The following is a 15997-nucleotide window of genomic DNA, read 5'->3' on the forward strand; positions in this document are numbered from 1 at the left end:
CGTCAGCATGCCATTCTGGATCGAAGCACTGGTCGCATTCTTCTTGCTGGTGGGTTGCTCGTTCGCGCTGATCGGCGCGATCGGCCTGTATCGCCTGCCGGATTTCTTCACCCGCCTGCACGGCCCGACCAAGGCCACCACCCTGGGCGTTGGCGCCATGGTCGTGGCCTCGATGATCTTCTTTGGTAACCAGTCGCAGGGGCTCAGCATTCACGAACTGCTGATCACCCTGTTCCTGTTCATCACCGCGCCGGTCAGCGCGCACATGCTGGCCAAGGCGGCCATGCAGGACAAGGTCAAACTGGTCAGGCGCACCCGCGGTCGCCCCTGGGAATCCTGAGCGGCCTGGCGCGTCAGCGTTGCTGCGCGCCCCTTGGCCTGACCGGTTAGCCGGCGTTCTCGCCAAGGATTGCCCGTGCCACGCCCTCGGCCACACGAATACCGTCGACACCGGCAGACAGGATGCCGCCGGCGTAGCCTGCGCCTTCACCGGCCGGGAACAGTCCGCGCACGTTGAGGCTTTGCAGGTCTTCGCCACGGGTAATGCGCAGTGGTGACGAGGTACGCGTTTCGATACCGGTCAGCACCGCATCGTGCAGGTCGAAGCCCTTGATCTGCTTGGCGAACGCCGGCAAGGCCTCGCGGATCGCCTCGATGGCGAAATCCGGCAACGAGGGCGCCAGATCCCCCAGCTTGATCCCCGGCTTGTAGGACGGCTCCACGCTGCCCAGTGCGGTGCTTGGCCTGCCGGCGATGAAGTCGCCGACCAGTTGCCCCGGCGCTTCGTAATTGCTGCCGCCGAGCACGTAGGCGTGGGCTTCCAGGCGCTCCTGCAATTCCACACCGGCCAGCGGACTGCCGGGATAGTCCTGCTCGGGGGTGATGCCGACCACGATACCGGCATTGGCGTTACGCTCGTTGCGCGAGTACTGGCTCATGCCGTTGGTGACCACCCGGTGTGGCTCGCTGGTGGCCGCGACCACGGTGCCGCCCGGGCACATGCAGAAGCTGTACACCGAGCGGCCGTTTTTTGCGTGGTGCACCAGCTTGTAGTCGGCGGCGCCGAGCTTCGGGTGACCGGCGTATTTGCCGAGGCGTGCTCGGTCGATCAGCGACTGCGGGTGTTCGATGCGGAAACCCACCGAGAACGGCTTGGCTTCCATGAACACGCCGCGCGCGTGCAGGGCGCGGAAGGTGTCGCGCGAGCTGTGGCCAAGGGCCAGGATGACGTGGCGGCTGTGTATCTGCTCGCCGCTTTCCAGCTCCACGCCGACCAGTTGGCCGTCTTCGATCAGCACATCGCTGACGCGCTGCTGGAAGCGCACTTCGCCGCCGAGGGCCTTGATCTCTTCACGCATGGTGGCCACCACGCCGGTCAGGCGGAAGGTGCCGATATGCGGCTTGCTGACGTAGAGGATCTCCTCCGGCGCACCGGCCTTGACGAACTCTTCCAGCACCTTGCGCCCGTAGTGGTTGGGATCCTTGATCTGGCTGTACAGCTTGCCATCGGAAAAGGTGCCCGCGCCGCCTTCGCCGAACTGCACGTTGGACTCGGGGTCGAGCACCTTCTTGCGCCACAGGCCCCAGGTGTCCTTGGTGCGCTGGCGCACCTCCTTGCCACGCTCCAGGACGATGGGCTTGAGGCCCATTTGCGCCAGGATCAGCGCTGCGAAGATGCCGCACGGGCCGAAGCCGATGACCAGCGGGCGCTGGGCCGGTTGCTGTTCGGCAGCAATGCTCAGCGGCTTGTAGCGCACGTCCGGAGCGATGCCGATATGGCGGTCGTCGGCGAAGCGCGCCAGCAGCCCGGCCTCGTCGCGCACGCTGAAATCCAGGGTGTAGATGAACGGCATGTCGCCGGATTTCTTGCGGGCATCGTAGCTGCGCTTGAACACGCTGAGTTCCAGCAGCTCGTTGTCGTCGATACCCAGGCGTTCGACCAGGGCCGGGCGCAGGGCGTCGTCTGCATGGTCGAGGGGCAGTTTCAGTTCGGTGATGCGCAGCATGGAATCGTCCTTTCAGGGCCGGAGGCAACCCGGCAGCTTTTCGAGGGCGGCGATTATGGACGAAAAAGACGCGTGAGGCTGCAGTTCGCGCATTGCAGTCGACAAGTCGCCGCGTGAGTCGATGTGTCGCGTAATGCCAAGTCTGCGTCCACTGGGCAGAGGCTCATGACCAACAAGGATAGGCGCATGCACGGGAACAGGACGCTCAAAGCAGGGTACTTGGCAGGTTTGGTCGGGGCACTGGTGCTGATGCTGTTGCGCCGCCCCGGCTGACCGGGCGGCTGCGATCAGGCGCTGGCGCGGGCGCTCATCCAGCGCTGACGCTGCTCGGCCGTATGAAAGCTCCAGGCCACAAAGCGGCTCTGCTTCTGGCCCTGGCTCATTTCCACCGTGCGGGTTTGCAGGGCGCCGACTTTGTTCAGCGTGGCGTACACACCCGGCAGGTTGCCGGCCTTGGAGATCAGTGTGCTGAACCACAGCACCTGGTCGCGGTGTTCGGCGCTTTCCCCAATCAGCCGGGCCACGAACGCCGCCTCACCGCCCGGGCACCACAGCTCCGCCGCCTGGCCGCCGAAGTTGAGCACCGGCAGCTTGCGCTTGGGGTCGAGTTTGCCGAGGTTGCGCCATTTGCGCTTGCTGCCGCTGCCGGCTTCGGCGGCCGAGGCATGGAAGGGTGGATTGCAGAGGGTCAGCTCGAAGCGTTCGTCGGCGTTCAGCAGCCCCTTGAATACATGCCCGGCATCCGCCTGCAGGCGCAGCTCGATTGGCTCGCGGAGACCCGGGTTCGCCTGCACGATGGCCTGTGCCGAGGCGATGGCCTCGGGCGCGATGTCCGCGCCGAGGAAACGCCAGCCGTATTCGCGGTTGCCCAATAGCGGGTAGATGCAATTGGCGCCCACGCCGATATCCAGCGCCCGAACTGCCGCGCCGCGGGGGATGTCACCGCCGTTGTCGCCCGCCAGCAGGTCGGCCAGGTAGTGCAGGTAGTCGGCGCGCCCGGGAATCGGCGGGCACAGGTAGTCGGCCGGAATGTCCCAGTGATTGATGCCGTAGAACTGCTTGAGCAGCGTGCGGTTGAACACCTTGACCGCTGCCGGGTTGGCGAAGTCGATGCTCTGGTTGCCATAGGGGTTGATGATCACGAACGCCCCGAGCTCCGGGCTGGCCTTGATCAACGCCGGAAAGTCATAACGGCCCTGATGGCGATTGCGGGGGTGCAGCTGACCTTTGGCAGTGGAGGCGGCGGGCGGTTTGGGCGGGCGTTTGCTGGGCATGCTGATCATTGCGAAAGTGGCGGGCCGGGCATTTTCCCACAGGTGGTGGTGGTGTGCTTGGTGGTTTGCTGTTGGTGTTGCGGCGAGCTGAACTGCATATCCCAGTGGGAGCGGGCCGTGCCCGCGATTTCGCGCGCATGGCGCGCTCCCACAAAAACACCTTCTTTGGCGCTTGAACTACAGCGGAAATATCCACGGCACCATCACCACGCTGACGATCATCACCAGCACGGTGAACGGCACGCCGATGCGCACGAAGTCGCCGAAGCGATACTGGCCCGGCCCCAGTACCAGGGTGTTTACCGGGGATGAAATCGGCGTCATGAACGCCGCCGAGGCGGCGAGGGCGACGGTCATGGCGAACGGCAGTGGCGATGCGCCCAGTGCCTGGGCGGTGGCGATGGCGACCGGCGCCATCAGCACCGCGGTTGCGGTATTGGAGATGAACAGACCGATCAGCGCGGTGACCGCGAACAGGCTGGCCAGGATCACCCGTGGCCCGGCGTTGCCAAGCGCACTCACCAGGCCGTTGACCGCCAGGTCGATGCCGCCGGTTTTCTGCAGGGCCAGGGCGAACGGCAGCATGCCGACGATCAGGATCAGGCTCGGCCAGTGGATCGACCGGTAGGCGCTGGGCATGTCGATGCAGCGAAAGGCGCCCATCAGCAGGCAGCCGATCAATGCGGCCATCACGTTGGGCACCAGGCCGCTGATCATCAGCCCGACCATCACCGCCAGGCTCAGCAGGGCGTAGGGCGCCTTGCGCGCGGCGGGCGCCACCTCATCGACCTCGGCGGGCAGGCTGAGCACCAGGAAATCCCGATTGAGGCTTTGCAGGTGATGGATCTGCTTCCAACTGCCGGCCACCAGCAGGGTGTCGGCGTGGGTCAGCTTCTCGTCCACCAGCAAGCCTTCGAGTGCCTGCCCATGGCGACGCAAGCCGACCACGTTGAGCTTGTAACGGCTGCGCAGTCCCAACTCCTGGATGCTCTTGCCCGGCAGGTGCGACTCCGGCGGCAACGCCACCTCGGCCAAGCCGAGTTCGTGGGAGTGCACGCTGTAGTAGGAGCTGCGCAGCGGCAGCGCCTCCAGGCCCAGCTCCTGGTAGGCGCCGAGCACTGCGATGGCGGGGCTGGCCAGGTCGACCAGCAACACGTCGCCGGGCAGCAGCTGGGTGTTGCCGGTAGCCATCAACAGCAGGGTGCGAAATTGCCGCTGGCGTTCCACGGCAATCACGTTGATGCCGTACTGCGAACGCAACTGCAGCTCGTCCAGGGCCTGGTTGGCCAGGGGCGAGTCGGCACGCACCTGCAGGCGGCGCTCGCGCTCACTGAGCCGGTAACTGTCGGCCAGGTCGGCGAGGGTCAGGCGCGGCGGCGCAGAGGTATCGCCATCGGCGTCACGTTGCAGCCAGCGCCGCGTGGCGAGCATGTAGAGCACACCCAGCACCAGCACGGCCAGGCCAATCGGCGTGAAACTGAAGAAGCTGAAACCCGGCAGGCCAGCGCGCAGCAGCTCGCTGTGCACCACCATGTTCGGCGGTGTGGCCACCAGGGTCAGCATGCCGCTGATCAGGCCGGCGAAGGCCAGGGGCATCATCAGCCGGGCCGGTGCGACCTTCAGCCGCGCCGCCACACCAAGTACCACCGGAATGAAGATCGCCACCACGCCGGTCGAGCTCATCACCGAGCCAAGCCCGGCGACGGCCACCATCAGCAGTACCAGCAGGCGGGTTTCGCTGCTGCCAGCCTTGGCTACCAGCCAGTCGCCAAGCCGATAAGCGATACCGGTGCGTACCAGGCCTTCGCCAATCACGAACAGCGCCGCGATCAGAATCACGCTGGGGTCGGCGAAGCCGGCCAGGGTTTCCTGGATGCTCAGCACACCGGTCAGTGGCAGGGCGACGAGGATCATCAAGGCAACCACGTCCATACGCGGCTTGTTCAGGACGAACAGCACCACGGCCGTGAACAGCAGGCCGAGCACCATGAGTAAATCGAGGGTCATTCTGGCTCCTTGCCCCGATCTGCTGCCTTGGCCGTTACTCAGGCCTTAGCGCGAGATCGTATGAGTTTCCTGCAGTGTTTCAGGGATAGCCGAGGACAGCCTTGATCTGCTGCAGGTTGGCGGCGATCCAGCGTTTGTCGATGGCGCCCCAGTCGCGGATCAGGTAGTGGCCGGCGTTGTTGCGCTCGCCCTCCTGCTGCTGGAACTGGCAGTCGATATCCAGCTCTTCCAGTGCGCTCAGGGTGTCCTGGGCGGTGCGTCGTGGCATGCCGGTGGCGGCCATCAGGGCCGGCACGCTATCGGCAGCGCCACTGTCGATCAGCCAGGCGACGTAGAGCCGGCGGTAGAAGCTGGTCTTGGTCTTGCTCACTTGCATTTGCAGGGATCCCATCATGTGGTGGGCTTCGAGGATACTGCTTGCCAGAGCGGTATAACAAACCTCTTGTCTATAAACGAAAACGGCCTACCGGGGCTTTCACCACGGCAGGCCGTTTTTCGTTACGCGCTGGTTTACAGGCTGGCGATCTTGCCGCGCTGTTCCACCAGATTGGCCAGCGCCTGCTCGGCCTCGGCCAGCTTGGCGCGCTCTTTCTCCAGCACCTCGGCCGGTGCCTTGGCGACGAAACCTTCGTTGGCCAGCTTGCCGCCGACCCGCTTGGCTTCACCTTCCAGGCGCTGGATTTCCTTGTCCAGGCGCGCCAGTTCGGCCTCCTTGTCGATCAGCCCGGCCATCGGCACCAGTACCTGCATGTCGCCGACCAGGGCAGTGGCGGACATCGGCGCTTGTTCGCCGGCAGCCAGCACCTTCACCGATTCGAACTTGGCCAGCTTGTTGAGCAGCGGGGCGTTGTCGTTCAAGCGGCGCAGGTCTTCGCCATTGGCGTTGGCGAGGATCACGTCGATGCGCTTGGCCATGGAGATCTTCATCTCGCCACGGATCTGCCGCACGCCGAGCATCAGCTGCTTGACCCACTCGATGTCGCCTTCGGCGGCGGCGTCGATGCGGGCCTCATTGGCCACCGGCCACGGCTGCAGCATCAGGGTGTCGCCGCTGACGCCGGCCTGGCCCTTGATGCGCTGCCAGATTTCTTCGCTGATAAACGGCATGAACGGGTGCGCCAGGCGCAGGATCACTTCCAGCACGCGCACCAGGGTGCGGCGGGTGCCGCGCTGGCGCTCGAGCGGGGCGTTCTCGTCCCACAGCACCGGTTTGACCAGCTCCAGGTACCAGGCGCAGTACTCGTCCCAGACGAATTCGTACAGGGCTTGAGTCGCCAGGTCGAAGCGGAAGGCGTCGAGGTGGCGGGTCACGTCCTGCTCGCAACGCTGCAGGGCGGAGATGATCCAGCGATCGACCGGTGACAGGTCGACCGCTTCGCCATTGATGCCGGTGTCCTGGCCATCGGTGTTCTCGATGACGAAGTTGGCGGCGTTCCACAGCTTGTTGCAGAAGTTGCGATAGCCCTCGACGCGGCCCATGTCGAACTTCACGTCGCGGCCGGTGGTGGCCAGCGAGCAGAAGGTGAAGCGCAGGGCGTCTGTGCCGTAGCTGGCGATGCCGTCCGGGAATTCGGCCTTGGTCTGCTTGGCGATCTTCTCGGCGAGCTTGGGCTGCATCATGCCGCTGGTGCGTTTGGCCAGCAGTGTCTCGAGGTCGATGCCGTCGACGATGTCCAGCGGATCGAGGACGTTGCCCTTGGACTTGGACATCTTCTGGCCCTGGCCATCGCGCACCAGGCCGTGCACGTAGACGGTCTTGAACGGGATCTGCCCGGTCAGGTGGGTCGACAGCATGATCATCCGGGCGACCCAGAAGAAGATGATGTCGAAACCGGTGACCAGCACGTCGGTGGGGTGATGGGTCTTCAGGAAATCGGTCTGCTCGGGCCAGCCGAGGGTGGAGAAGGTCCACAGGCCGGAGCTGAACCAGGTGTCGAGCACGTCGTCGTCCTGACGCAGGGCGATGTCGCCGAGGTTGTGCTTGGCGCGCACTTCGGCTTCGTCGCGGCCGACATAGACGTTGCCCGCCTGGTCGTACCACGCCGGAATGCGGTGGCCCCACCACAGCTGGCGGCTGATGCACCAGTCCTGGATATCGCGCATCCAGCTGAAGTACATGTTCTCGTACTGCTTGGGCACGAACTGGATCTCGCCGTTCTCGACCACTTCGATGGCCTTCTCGGCCAGCGGCTTGGTGGACACGTACCACTGATCGGTCAGCCACGGCTCGATGATGGTGCCGGAGCGGTCGCCCTTCGGCACTTTCAGGGCGTGGTCGTCGATGCCTTGCAGCAGGCCGAGGGCATCGAACGCGGCGACGATCTGCTTGCGTGCCTCGAAGCGATCCAGGCCGGCGTATTCGGCGGGCAGGCTGGCATCGAGCAGGGCGTTGACGCTGCCATCGACGTTGAAGATCTGCGCGCCGGCCAGCACCTTGGCGTCCTGGTCGAAGATGTTGATCAGCGGCAGGTTGTGGCGCTTGCCGACTTCATAGTCGTTGAAGTCGTGGGCCGGGGTGATCTTCACGCAGCCGGTACCGAATTCCGGGTCGCAGTAATCGTCGGCGATGATCGGGATGCGGCGGCCCACCAGCGGCAGTTCGACGTACTGGCCGATCAGCGCCTGGTAGCGTTCGTCGTGCGGGTTCACGGCGACGGCGGCGTCACCCAGCGCGGTTTCCGGGCGCGTGGTGGCGACGATCAGGTAGTCGTTGCCCTCGGCGGTCTTGTTGCCATCGGCCAGCGGGTAACGCAGGTTCCACAGGTGGCCTTTCTCGTCGTGGCTTTCCACTTCCAGGTCGGAAATGGCGGTGTGGAACTTGGTGTCCCAGTTGACCAGGCGCTTGCCGCGGTAGATCAGGCCGTCTTCGTGCAGGCGCACGAAGGCTTCCTTGACCGCCTCGGACAGGCCGTCGTCCATGGTGAAGCGCTCGCGCGACCAGTCCACCGAGGAGCCTAGGCGGCGGATCTGGCGGGTGATGTTGCCACCGGACTCGGCTTTCCACTCCCAGACCTTGTCGAGGAACTTGTCGCGGCCCAGATCATGACGATCGATACCCTGGGCGCCCAGCTGACGTTCCACCACCATCTGCGTGGCGATACCGGCGTGATCGGTGCCCGGCTGCCACAGGGTGTTGCGACCCTGCATGCGGCGGAAGCGGATCAGCGCGTCCATGATCGCGTTGTTGAAGCCGTGGCCCATGTGCAGGCTGCCGGTCACGTTCGGCGGCGGGATCATGATGGTATAGGGCTCACCGGAGCCCTGCGGAGCGAAGTAGCCGTTCGCCTCCCAGTTTTCGTACAGGGCGGTTTCGATGGCGTGGGGCTGGTAGGTCTTGTCCATGCGCGGCGGGACCCTTCTGGCGTCTGATCGGAAAAGCCGAGCAGTATAACCAACCGCCGCGCAGTTTTGTTCCGCTCTCGCGGCTATCGGTCGAGCGGAAAAGTGCTGGTCAGGGCAGGGCAATCAGCGGCGCGGGGGGAGCAGGCGATTGAGGCGTGCCTGCAGGCGGCGCTTGAGTTCGGCTTCGATCTGCGGCACGAAATCGTCGATCACATCCTGCAGCAGCAGCTGCGCCGCGGCGCGCAGTTCGGTGTCCAGGCGATTGATCTCGTTGTCGCGGCCGATGGCGCGCTGCACGGTCTGGCGCAGTTCGTCTTCCGAGGCGATGCCGGCGGTGCTGCCAGGCGCGGCGGGCTGCGCGGCAGGGATCGGTTCTGGGGCGCGCACCACCTCGGATAGCACGGGAATGTCGTCCGGGTCGAACTTGTCGGTGAGCAGCGGCGGGTCGAGGTCGTCGTCGAGCAGTTCGCGAATCGATTCGAGATCGCTGAGCAGGGCGCCGGGTTTGTGGGGCGGGTTCAGGTTGTCCATGGCAGGGGTCTACAGTTCGACACGTTTGGGATCATAGCCGCGCTGCCGGTAGCTGCGGAAATTCTCCCGGCAGGCGGTCAGCAGGTCGGGTTCCTGGTTGACGATCTCGATCACCCGGCTGAAGCGGTCGATATGCGGGCTGAGCGTGCTGCTGAGGTTGATCAGCACGGCCTGCTGCGCCGCCGGCTCTTCGTCCAGACCGATTACCACCGGCGCCTGCGGATCATCCTGATGCAAACCGTGGGGGATGAAGCTCTCCTGGCGGGCTCGCCAGAGCAGCTCGTCGAGTTCGTGGCATTGCGCGCTGTCGTGACCGCGCAGGAACACCGGCAGGCCATGGCGCCAGGCTTTGCCGGCGAGCTGGCAGGCAGCTCGCAGGCGTTCGGCTGGAGTGGCCGACGACAGTACGTAGAATTCGATTCGGGGCATGTGCAAAGTGTCGGGCTTCAAGCGGCAAGCTTCAAGCGAAAAGCGCAGTGGCGGTCAGTAAACGGGTTTGCGTCATCGGCGAGCGAGGGTGGCCAGGGACGGCCACCCTCGGGTTACGGGCGATCAGGCCTGCACGCGGTCGAGCAGGTACTGGGTGAGCAACGGCACTGGGCGGCCGGTGGCGCCCTTGTCCTTGCCACCGCTGACCCAGGCGGTGCCGGCGATATCCAGGTGCGCCCACTTGTAGGCCTTGGTGAAGCGCGACAGGAAGCAGCCGGCAGTGATGGTGCCGGCTTTCGGCCCGCCGATATTGGCGATGTCGGCGAACGGGCTGTCCAGCTGCTCCTGGTATTCGTCGTACAGCGGCAGTTGCCAGGCACGGTCATCGGCCTGGCGGCCGGCGGCGAGCAGCTGGTTGACCAGATCATCGTCGTTGCCCATCAGGCCCGACACGTTGCTGCCCAGGGCGACGATGCAGGCGCCGGTGAGGGTGGCGATGTCGATCACCGACTGCGGCTTGAAGCGTTCGGCGTAGGTCAGGGTATCGCACAGCACCAGGCGGCCTTCGGCGTCGGTGTTGAGGATTTCCACGGTCTGCCCGCTCATGGTGGTGACGATATCGCCGGGGCGCGTCGCGCCGCCACTGGGCATGTTCTCGGCACAGGCCAGCAGGCACACCAGGTTGATCGGTAACTGCAGCTCGAGCACCGCGCGCAGGGTGCCTAACACGCTGGCGGCGCCGCCCATGTCGTACTTCATCTCATCCATGCCGGCAGCCGGCTTGATGCTGATGCCGCCGGTATCGAAGGTGATGCCTTTACCGACCAGGGCGTGGGGCTTGTCGCCTTTCTTGCCGCCGTTGTATTGCATCACGATCATTCGCGGCGGCTGGTCGCTGCCTTGGGCCACGGCCAGGAAGGCGCCGGCGCCCAGTGCCTGCAGCTTCTTCTCGTCGAGAATGTCGACCTTGAGGTTCTTGTGCGCCTTGGCCAGCTCTTTTGCCTGTTCGGCCAGGTAGCTGGGGTGGCAGATGTTTGGCGGCATGTTGCCCAGGTCTTTGGTCAGCGCCATGCCGATGGCGATGGCGCGCGCCTCGCGAGTGGCACGCTCGACGGCAGCGGTGTCGGCCTTGTCGGTGATCAGGGTGATTTTCTTCAGCGCACCCGGCTCGGCCTTCTGGCTCTTGAAACGGTCGAACTGATAGCCGGCATCGGCCAGGCTTTCCACTACCAGGCGAGCCTTGGCGTAGGCGTCGCGGCCCTTCACCTGAATATCCTGGAGGGCCAGCAGGGCGTCGCTGCCACCGAGATTTTTCAGGGCGGCATAAACGGCAGCGATCAATTTGCGCAGTTGGCGGTCAGACAGTTCGGCGTCCTTGCCGGTGCCGACCAGCAGCACGCGCTCGGCCTTGAGGTTCGCCACGCCGTGAGCCAGCAGGGTCTGGCCAGCCTTGCCAGCCAGGTCGCCACGCTTGAGCAGGGCGGCGATGGCGCCGCCGCTGGCAGCGTCCACTGCCTTGGCGGTAGCGCCGAGCTTGCCGCCCTCGGCGACCGGAATGACCAGGGTGGCGGTTTTCAGTGTTTCCGGGCGAGCGTTTTTGACGATAAATTCCATGCGTGGTGTCCCCAAGACAACGAGTCGCGAATGCAGGATAATGGACGACAATTTTTTCCGCCGGTTCGCTTGAAAGTGCGGGCCAGCATGCAGTTCGGCTAGTTTGAGCACAGCCGCCTGAGCCTGACAACCCTGGAGTGTCTGTTTGATCGTCTTCCGATATTTGTCCCGAGAGGTTCTGGTTACCCTGAGTGCGGTGAGTGCCGTGCTGCTGGTAATCATCATGAGTGGTCGCTTCATCAAGTACCTGGCCCAGGCGGCCCAGGGGATACTCGATCCGAGCGTGCTGTTCCTGATCATGGGCTTTCGCCTGCCCGGTTTCCTGCAGCTGATCCTGCCCCTTGGCCTGTTCCTGGGCTTTTTGCTGGCCTACGGGCGGCTGTACCTGGACAGCGAGATGACCGTGCTGTCGGCCACCGGCATGAGCCAGCAGCGGTTGTTTCTCTACAGCCTGGCACCCGCCGCGGTGGTGGCGCTGCTGGTGGCCTGGCTGAGCATGGGCCTGGCGCCCCAGGGCGTCACCCAGGTGGCCAAGATCTTCAATCAGCAGGATGCCCTCACCGAGTTCGATACCCTGGTGCCCGGGCGCTTCCAGTCGATGCGCAACGGCACGCGGGTCACCTATACCCGTGACCTGTCGGAAGATCGCACCGAGCTGGGCGGCATCTTCATTTCCGACAAGCGCGTCTCCCGTGACGGTGCCAAGGATCGCGGCATCAGCGTGCTGGTCGCCGAGAGTGGTCGCCAGGAGGTGCAGCCCGACGGCAGCCGCTACCTGATCCTGGAAAACGGTTACCGCTATGACGGCAATCCGGGGCAGGCCGACTACCGGGTGATCCAGTACGACACCTATGGCGTCCTGCTGCCCAAGCCGTCGGTGGCCGCGGATATCAGCGAGCGCGAGGCGATTCCGACCTCGCAACTGATCGGCAGCGACGATCCGCGCCTGCAGTCCGAGTTGCAGTGGCGTCTGTCGATTCCGCTGCTGGTGTTCATCGTCACCCTGATGGCCGTGCCGCTGTCGCGGGTCAACCCGCGTCAGGGGCGCTTCCTCAAGCTGCTGCCGGCGATTCTCCTGTACATGACCTACCTCGGCCTGCTGGTGGCGGCCCGCAGCGCGCTGGACAAGGGGCGGATCCCGCCTTACGTCGGGCTGTGGAGCGTGCACCTGTTGTTCCTGCTGGTTGGCCTGGCGCTGCTCTACTGGGAGCCGCTGCGTCTGAAGTTGGTAAGCCGTCGGGAGAATGCTCGTGGTTAAGCTGGATCGTTACATCGGCGTGCAGGTGCTGTTCGCCATCCTGGCTGTGCTCGGCATCATCGTCGGCCTGGCCCTGTTGTTCGCGTTGATCGACGAGCTGGGCGATATCGAAGGCAACTACGGGATCGGCGATGCGCTCTGGTACGTACTGCTGACGGCGCCACGACGCATCTACGACATGCTGCCGATGGCGGCGCTGGTGGGGTGCCTGATCGGCCTGGGTACCCTGGCCAGCAACAGCGAACTGACCATCATGCGTGCTGCCGGGGTGTCCATCGGGCGCATCGTCTGGGGCGTGATGAAGCCCATGCTGGCGCTGATGCTGGTGGGCATCTTGATCGGTGAATACGTGGCGCCCTGGACCGAAAACCAGGCCCAGGCCAGCCGTGCCATGGCCCAGGGTGGTGGCGAAGCGCAAACCGCCAAGCGCGGTATGTGGCACCGCCAGGGGCAGGAGTTCGTGCACATCAACACCGTGCAGCCGGGCGGTGTGTTGTTCGGGGTGACCCGCTATCGCTTCGATGACGAGCGCCGCCTGGAGTCCTCCAGCTTTGCGCGCCGCGCCACCTACGAAGGCAACTATTGGCAGCTGGAGGATGTGGCGACCACGCTGTTCCATGATCGCCGCACCGAAGTTGTCAAGGCGCCGACCGAGCGCTGGGATATCGAACTCAGCCCGCAATTGCTGGGCACCGTGGTGCTGGAGCCTGAGGCGCTGTCGATCACCGGCTTGTGGAGTTACATCCATTACCTGAAAGAGCAGGGCCTGAACAACGGCAACTACTGGCTGGCGTTCTGGACCAAGGTGCTGCAGCCGCTGGTCACCGCTGCGCTGGTGCTGATGGCCATCTCCTTCATCTTCGGCCCCTTGCGTTCGGTCACCCTGGGGCAGCGCGTGTTCACCGGCGTACTGGTGGGGTTCGTGTTCCGCATCGCCCAGGATCTGCTGGGCCCGTCGAGCCTGGTGTTCGGCTTCTCGCCACTGCTGGCCGTGCTGATTCCAGCGGGCATCTGCGCGATTGCCGGGCTCTGGCTGCTGCGCCGGGCCGGCTGATCCCACTGTGCCCTTTCCCGTCAGTGGGAAAGGGCGCGGTTTCGCTCTACTTCAAATAGGCTGCCGACGCGGGTCACCTGCGGTGCGCGTGCTTGGGCAGGCGCACGATGACGCTATCCGAGTACAGGTCGTGCCAGCTGCGCTTGCGCTTGTCGACCAGCGTCCAGAGATAGCCAAGGCCCAGCGCCAGCCAGGACAGCATGGCGATCAGAAAGCGCAACAGCGCCTGCCACAGGCTGATCGCCGTGCCGTCGGCATTCTGTACCCGAATGCCCCACACCTGCATGCCCAGGGTCTGGCCGCCATGGGTCCAGAACTTGGCGAAGAACGCGAACAGGCTGAGCAGCAGCAGGCTGGCGAGCAGTGGGTCGTGATCCAGGGCGCCGGCGTCTGCCCATTGGCGCAGCTGTGCCTCACCGTAGATGGCCATCTGGATGAGCTTGTAGATGAAGCCCACGACGATCAGCAGGGCGATGCACAGAAAGCCGTCGTAGAGCATGGCGGCCAGGCGCCGGCCAAGGCCTGCCGGAGGAAAGTCGCCTTGCGGGCGTAGTGTGGGTTTCGGCATATCGGGTTCGCATGCATAAGCGCGGTCAAAGCGCGGATACTAAGTTGCAGGCATAAAAAAACCCCTGACCTGAGTCAGGGGTTTTTTCAAGCAGCGGCTTATTCCTGGATTTGAACCTGGTCAGCCTGCATGCCTTTTTGACCTTGTACAGCAACGAAGCTAACTTTCTGGCCTTCTTTCAGGCTCTTGAAGCCGTTACCTTCGATAGCGCGGAAATGTACGAACAGATCCGGACCGCTTTCTGGAGTGATAAAACCAAAACCTTTCTCGTCGTTAAACCACTTGACGGTACCGTTCTGACGATTCGACATGTCTCTTATCCTTGGAACTAGAGTTGATGACAGCCTCCATGTGTAGAGGACTGAAGACTGGTTGCAAGGAGTGATGGAAGTCGAACGGGATGTAGCGGATCTAGAGCGATCTACTGCATCAGGTCACGATTCTCGGCGACCCATGCAAACACAGTGGCTGAACTCTACGCTAACTGTTACGCAAATGCCAACCCTTCGGACACGCATAAACCCACGTAATCATCGCGAGGCTTTGTCCGAATTGCAGATGGGTTTTTATAATGGCTCAAGCATGTGCAACGAGGCGATGCACGGCACTGTTTCAGTGCGAACTGTCACAAATTGGCAACAGTTGAAGGATATATGGTGCCCCGGGGGAGACTCGAACTCCCACTTCTTTCGAAAACGGATTTTGAATCCGCCGCGTCTACCGGTTCCGCCACCGGGGCACAATGGCGGCGCAGTATAGGGAGCAAGATGCCATTGGTCAATGCGCTTGCGTGGTCAGCGTAAGCGAATTCCGGTAAGCTGCTCCGCCCTGCAGTACGACACCTTTTTCGATCATGCGCGTTGCCGACTTTCATTTCGATCTGCCTGACCAGCAGATCGCCCGTCACCCCCTTGCCGAGCGCCGTGCCAGCCGATTGCTGATTCTCGACGGCGCCAGCGGTGCACTCGCTCATCGGCAGTTTGCCGACCTGCTCGAATACCTGCGCCCCGGCGACCTGATGGTGTTCAACAACACCCGGGTGATCCCGGCACGGCTGTTCGGGCAGAAGGCCACCGGCGGCAAGCTGGAGATTCTCATCGAGCGGGTGCTCGACGAGCACCGCGTGCTGGCGCACGTGCGTTCGAGCAAGTCGCCCAAGCCGGGCTCGCTGATCGATATCGATGGCGGCGCCCGGGCGCAGATGCTGGCGCGTCACGATGCGCTGTTCGAGCTGCGCTTCGAGGAGGCGGTGCTGCCGCTGCTCGAGCGCGTCGGGCACATGCCGCTGCCTCCTTATATAGACAGGCCCGACGAGGACGCCGACCGCGAGCGCTACCAGACTGTGTACGCGCAGAAGGCTGGTGCCGTGGCGGCGCCCACGGCAGGGCTGCATTTCGATGACGAGCTCTTGGCCGCGTTGCGCGAGAAGGGCGTCGAGAGCGCCTTCGTCACCCTGCATGTCGGTGCCGGAACCTTCCAGCCGGTGCGCGTCGAGCGTATCGAAGATCACCACATGCACAGCGAGTGGCTCGAGGTCAGCCAGGAAGTGGTCGATGCCGTACAGGCATGCCGCGCTCGTGGCGGCCGGGTGGTGGCGGTGGGCACCACCAGCGTGCGCTCCCTGGAAAGTGCTGCCCGTGATGGCGAGCTGAAGCCGTTCACCGGCGACACCGACATCTTCATCTATCCAGGCCGGCCGTTCCATGTGGTCGACGCGCTGGTCACCAACTTCCACCTGCCGGAGTCGACCCTGCTGATGCTGGTCTCGGCCTTCGCCGGCTATCCCGAAACCATGGCGGCCTATGCCCAGGCCGTGGCCGAGGGCTATCGCTTCTTCAGTTACGGTGATGCCATGTTCATCACCCGCAATCCCGCACCGCGCGGGCCCGAGGTTTCAGTATGACGCGCAGCTGC

14 protein-coding genes and 1 tRNA gene are annotated in these 15997 nt (G+C 64.2%); 4 read left to right on the forward strand and 11 right to left on the reverse strand.

The window, feature by feature from the left end:
• Nucleotides 1-7: 7 nt before the first annotated feature.
• On the forward strand, nt 8-340 hold the full coding sequence (locus QYS36_RS12145; RefSeq protein WP_308839714.1) for a Na+/H+ antiporter subunit G: 333 nt from the start codon (nt 8-10) through the stop codon (nt 338-340).
• A 46-nt stretch (nt 341-386) separates the two neighbouring features.
• On the opposite strand, the gene QYS36_RS12150 is transcribed toward QYS36_RS12145, so the two are convergent.
• The 8 genes from QYS36_RS12150 to QYS36_RS12185 form a co-directional block, all read right to left on the reverse strand.
• Complete coding sequence (locus QYS36_RS12150; protein WP_308839715.1) at nt 387-2006, reverse strand: NAD(P)/FAD-dependent oxidoreductase; 1620 nt, start codon at nt 2004-2006, stop codon at nt 387-389.
• Nucleotides 2007-2293: 287 nt separating this feature from the next.
• Entirely contained in the window at nt 2294-3280 is a 987-nt protein-coding gene (rlmF, locus tag QYS36_RS12155; RefSeq protein WP_308839716.1) for a 23S rRNA (adenine(1618)-N(6))-methyltransferase RlmF, read from the reverse strand.
• A 177-nt stretch (nt 3281-3457) separates the two neighbouring features.
• A complete protein-coding gene (locus QYS36_RS12160) occupies nt 3458-5287 on the reverse strand; it encodes an SLC13 family permease (RefSeq protein WP_308839717.1) in 1830 nt (609 codons plus the stop codon).
• Between the two features lie 79 nt (nt 5288-5366).
• Complete coding sequence (locus QYS36_RS12165; protein ID WP_308839718.1) at nt 5367-5663, reverse strand: winged helix-turn-helix domain-containing protein; 297 nt, start codon at nt 5661-5663, stop codon at nt 5367-5369.
• Nucleotides 5664-5797: 134 nt separating this feature from the next.
• On the reverse strand, nt 5798-8629 hold the full coding sequence (locus QYS36_RS12170) for a valine--tRNA ligase (RefSeq protein ID WP_308839719.1): 2832 nt from the start codon (nt 8627-8629) through the stop codon (nt 5798-5800).
• A gap of 123 nt (nt 8630-8752) precedes the next feature.
• Nucleotides 8753-9160 (reverse strand): DNA polymerase III subunit chi, encoded by a 408-nt coding sequence (locus QYS36_RS12175; RefSeq protein ID WP_308839720.1) that lies wholly within the window; start codon nt 9158-9160, stop codon nt 8753-8755.
• A 9-nt stretch (nt 9161-9169) separates the two neighbouring features.
• Nucleotides 9170-9589, reverse strand: coding sequence for a DNA polymerase III subunit chi (locus QYS36_RS12180; protein WP_308839721.1), 420 nt, complete (start codon nt 9587-9589; stop codon nt 9170-9172).
• A 123-nt stretch (nt 9590-9712) separates the two neighbouring features.
• Nucleotides 9713-11203, reverse strand: a complete 1491-nt coding sequence (locus QYS36_RS12185; RefSeq protein WP_308839722.1) for a leucyl aminopeptidase — start codon at nt 11201-11203, stop codon at nt 9713-9715.
• Nucleotides 11204-11348: 145 nt separating this feature from the next.
• Between QYS36_RS12185 and lptF the strand changes: the two genes are divergently transcribed.
• Nucleotides 11349-12461 (forward strand): LPS export ABC transporter permease LptF, encoded by a 1113-nt coding sequence (gene lptF / locus QYS36_RS12190; RefSeq protein WP_308839723.1) that lies wholly within the window; start codon nt 11349-11351, stop codon nt 12459-12461.
• Nucleotides 12454-13515 carry an LPS export ABC transporter permease LptG gene (gene lptG, locus QYS36_RS12195; RefSeq protein WP_308839724.1) on the forward strand — a complete coding sequence of 354 codons (1062 nt, stop codon included), beginning with the start codon at nt 12454-12456 and terminating at the stop codon, nt 13513-13515. Before lptF ends, lptG begins: the two co-directional genes overlap by 8 nt.
• A gap of 73 nt (nt 13516-13588) precedes the next feature.
• Here the strand turns inward: lptG and QYS36_RS12200 are convergent, their stop codons facing one another.
• From QYS36_RS12200 to QYS36_RS12210, 3 genes are all read right to left on the reverse strand, one after another.
• Nucleotides 13589-14083, reverse strand: coding sequence for an RDD family protein (locus QYS36_RS12200; protein ID WP_308839725.1), 495 nt, complete (start codon nt 14081-14083; stop codon nt 13589-13591).
• A gap of 98 nt (nt 14084-14181) precedes the next feature.
• Nucleotides 14182-14394, reverse strand: a complete 213-nt coding sequence (locus QYS36_RS12205) for a cold-shock protein (RefSeq protein ID WP_003284681.1) — start codon at nt 14392-14394, stop codon at nt 14182-14184.
• A gap of 343 nt (nt 14395-14737) precedes the next feature.
• Nucleotides 14738-14822, reverse strand: a tRNA-Leu gene (locus QYS36_RS12210).
• A gap of 114 nt (nt 14823-14936) precedes the next feature.
• Here QYS36_RS12210 and queA point away from each other — a divergent pair.
• A complete protein-coding gene (gene queA, locus QYS36_RS12215) occupies nt 14937-15986 on the forward strand; it encodes a tRNA preQ1(34) S-adenosylmethionine ribosyltransferase-isomerase QueA (protein ID WP_308839726.1) in 1050 nt (349 codons plus the stop codon).
• Nucleotides 15987-15997 lie beyond the last annotated feature (11 nt).

Source organism: Pseudomonas sp. G34, from assembly GCF_031119625.1.
In the GTDB taxonomy this organism is placed as follows: domain Bacteria; phylum Pseudomonadota; class Gammaproteobacteria; order Pseudomonadales; family Pseudomonadaceae; genus Aquipseudomonas.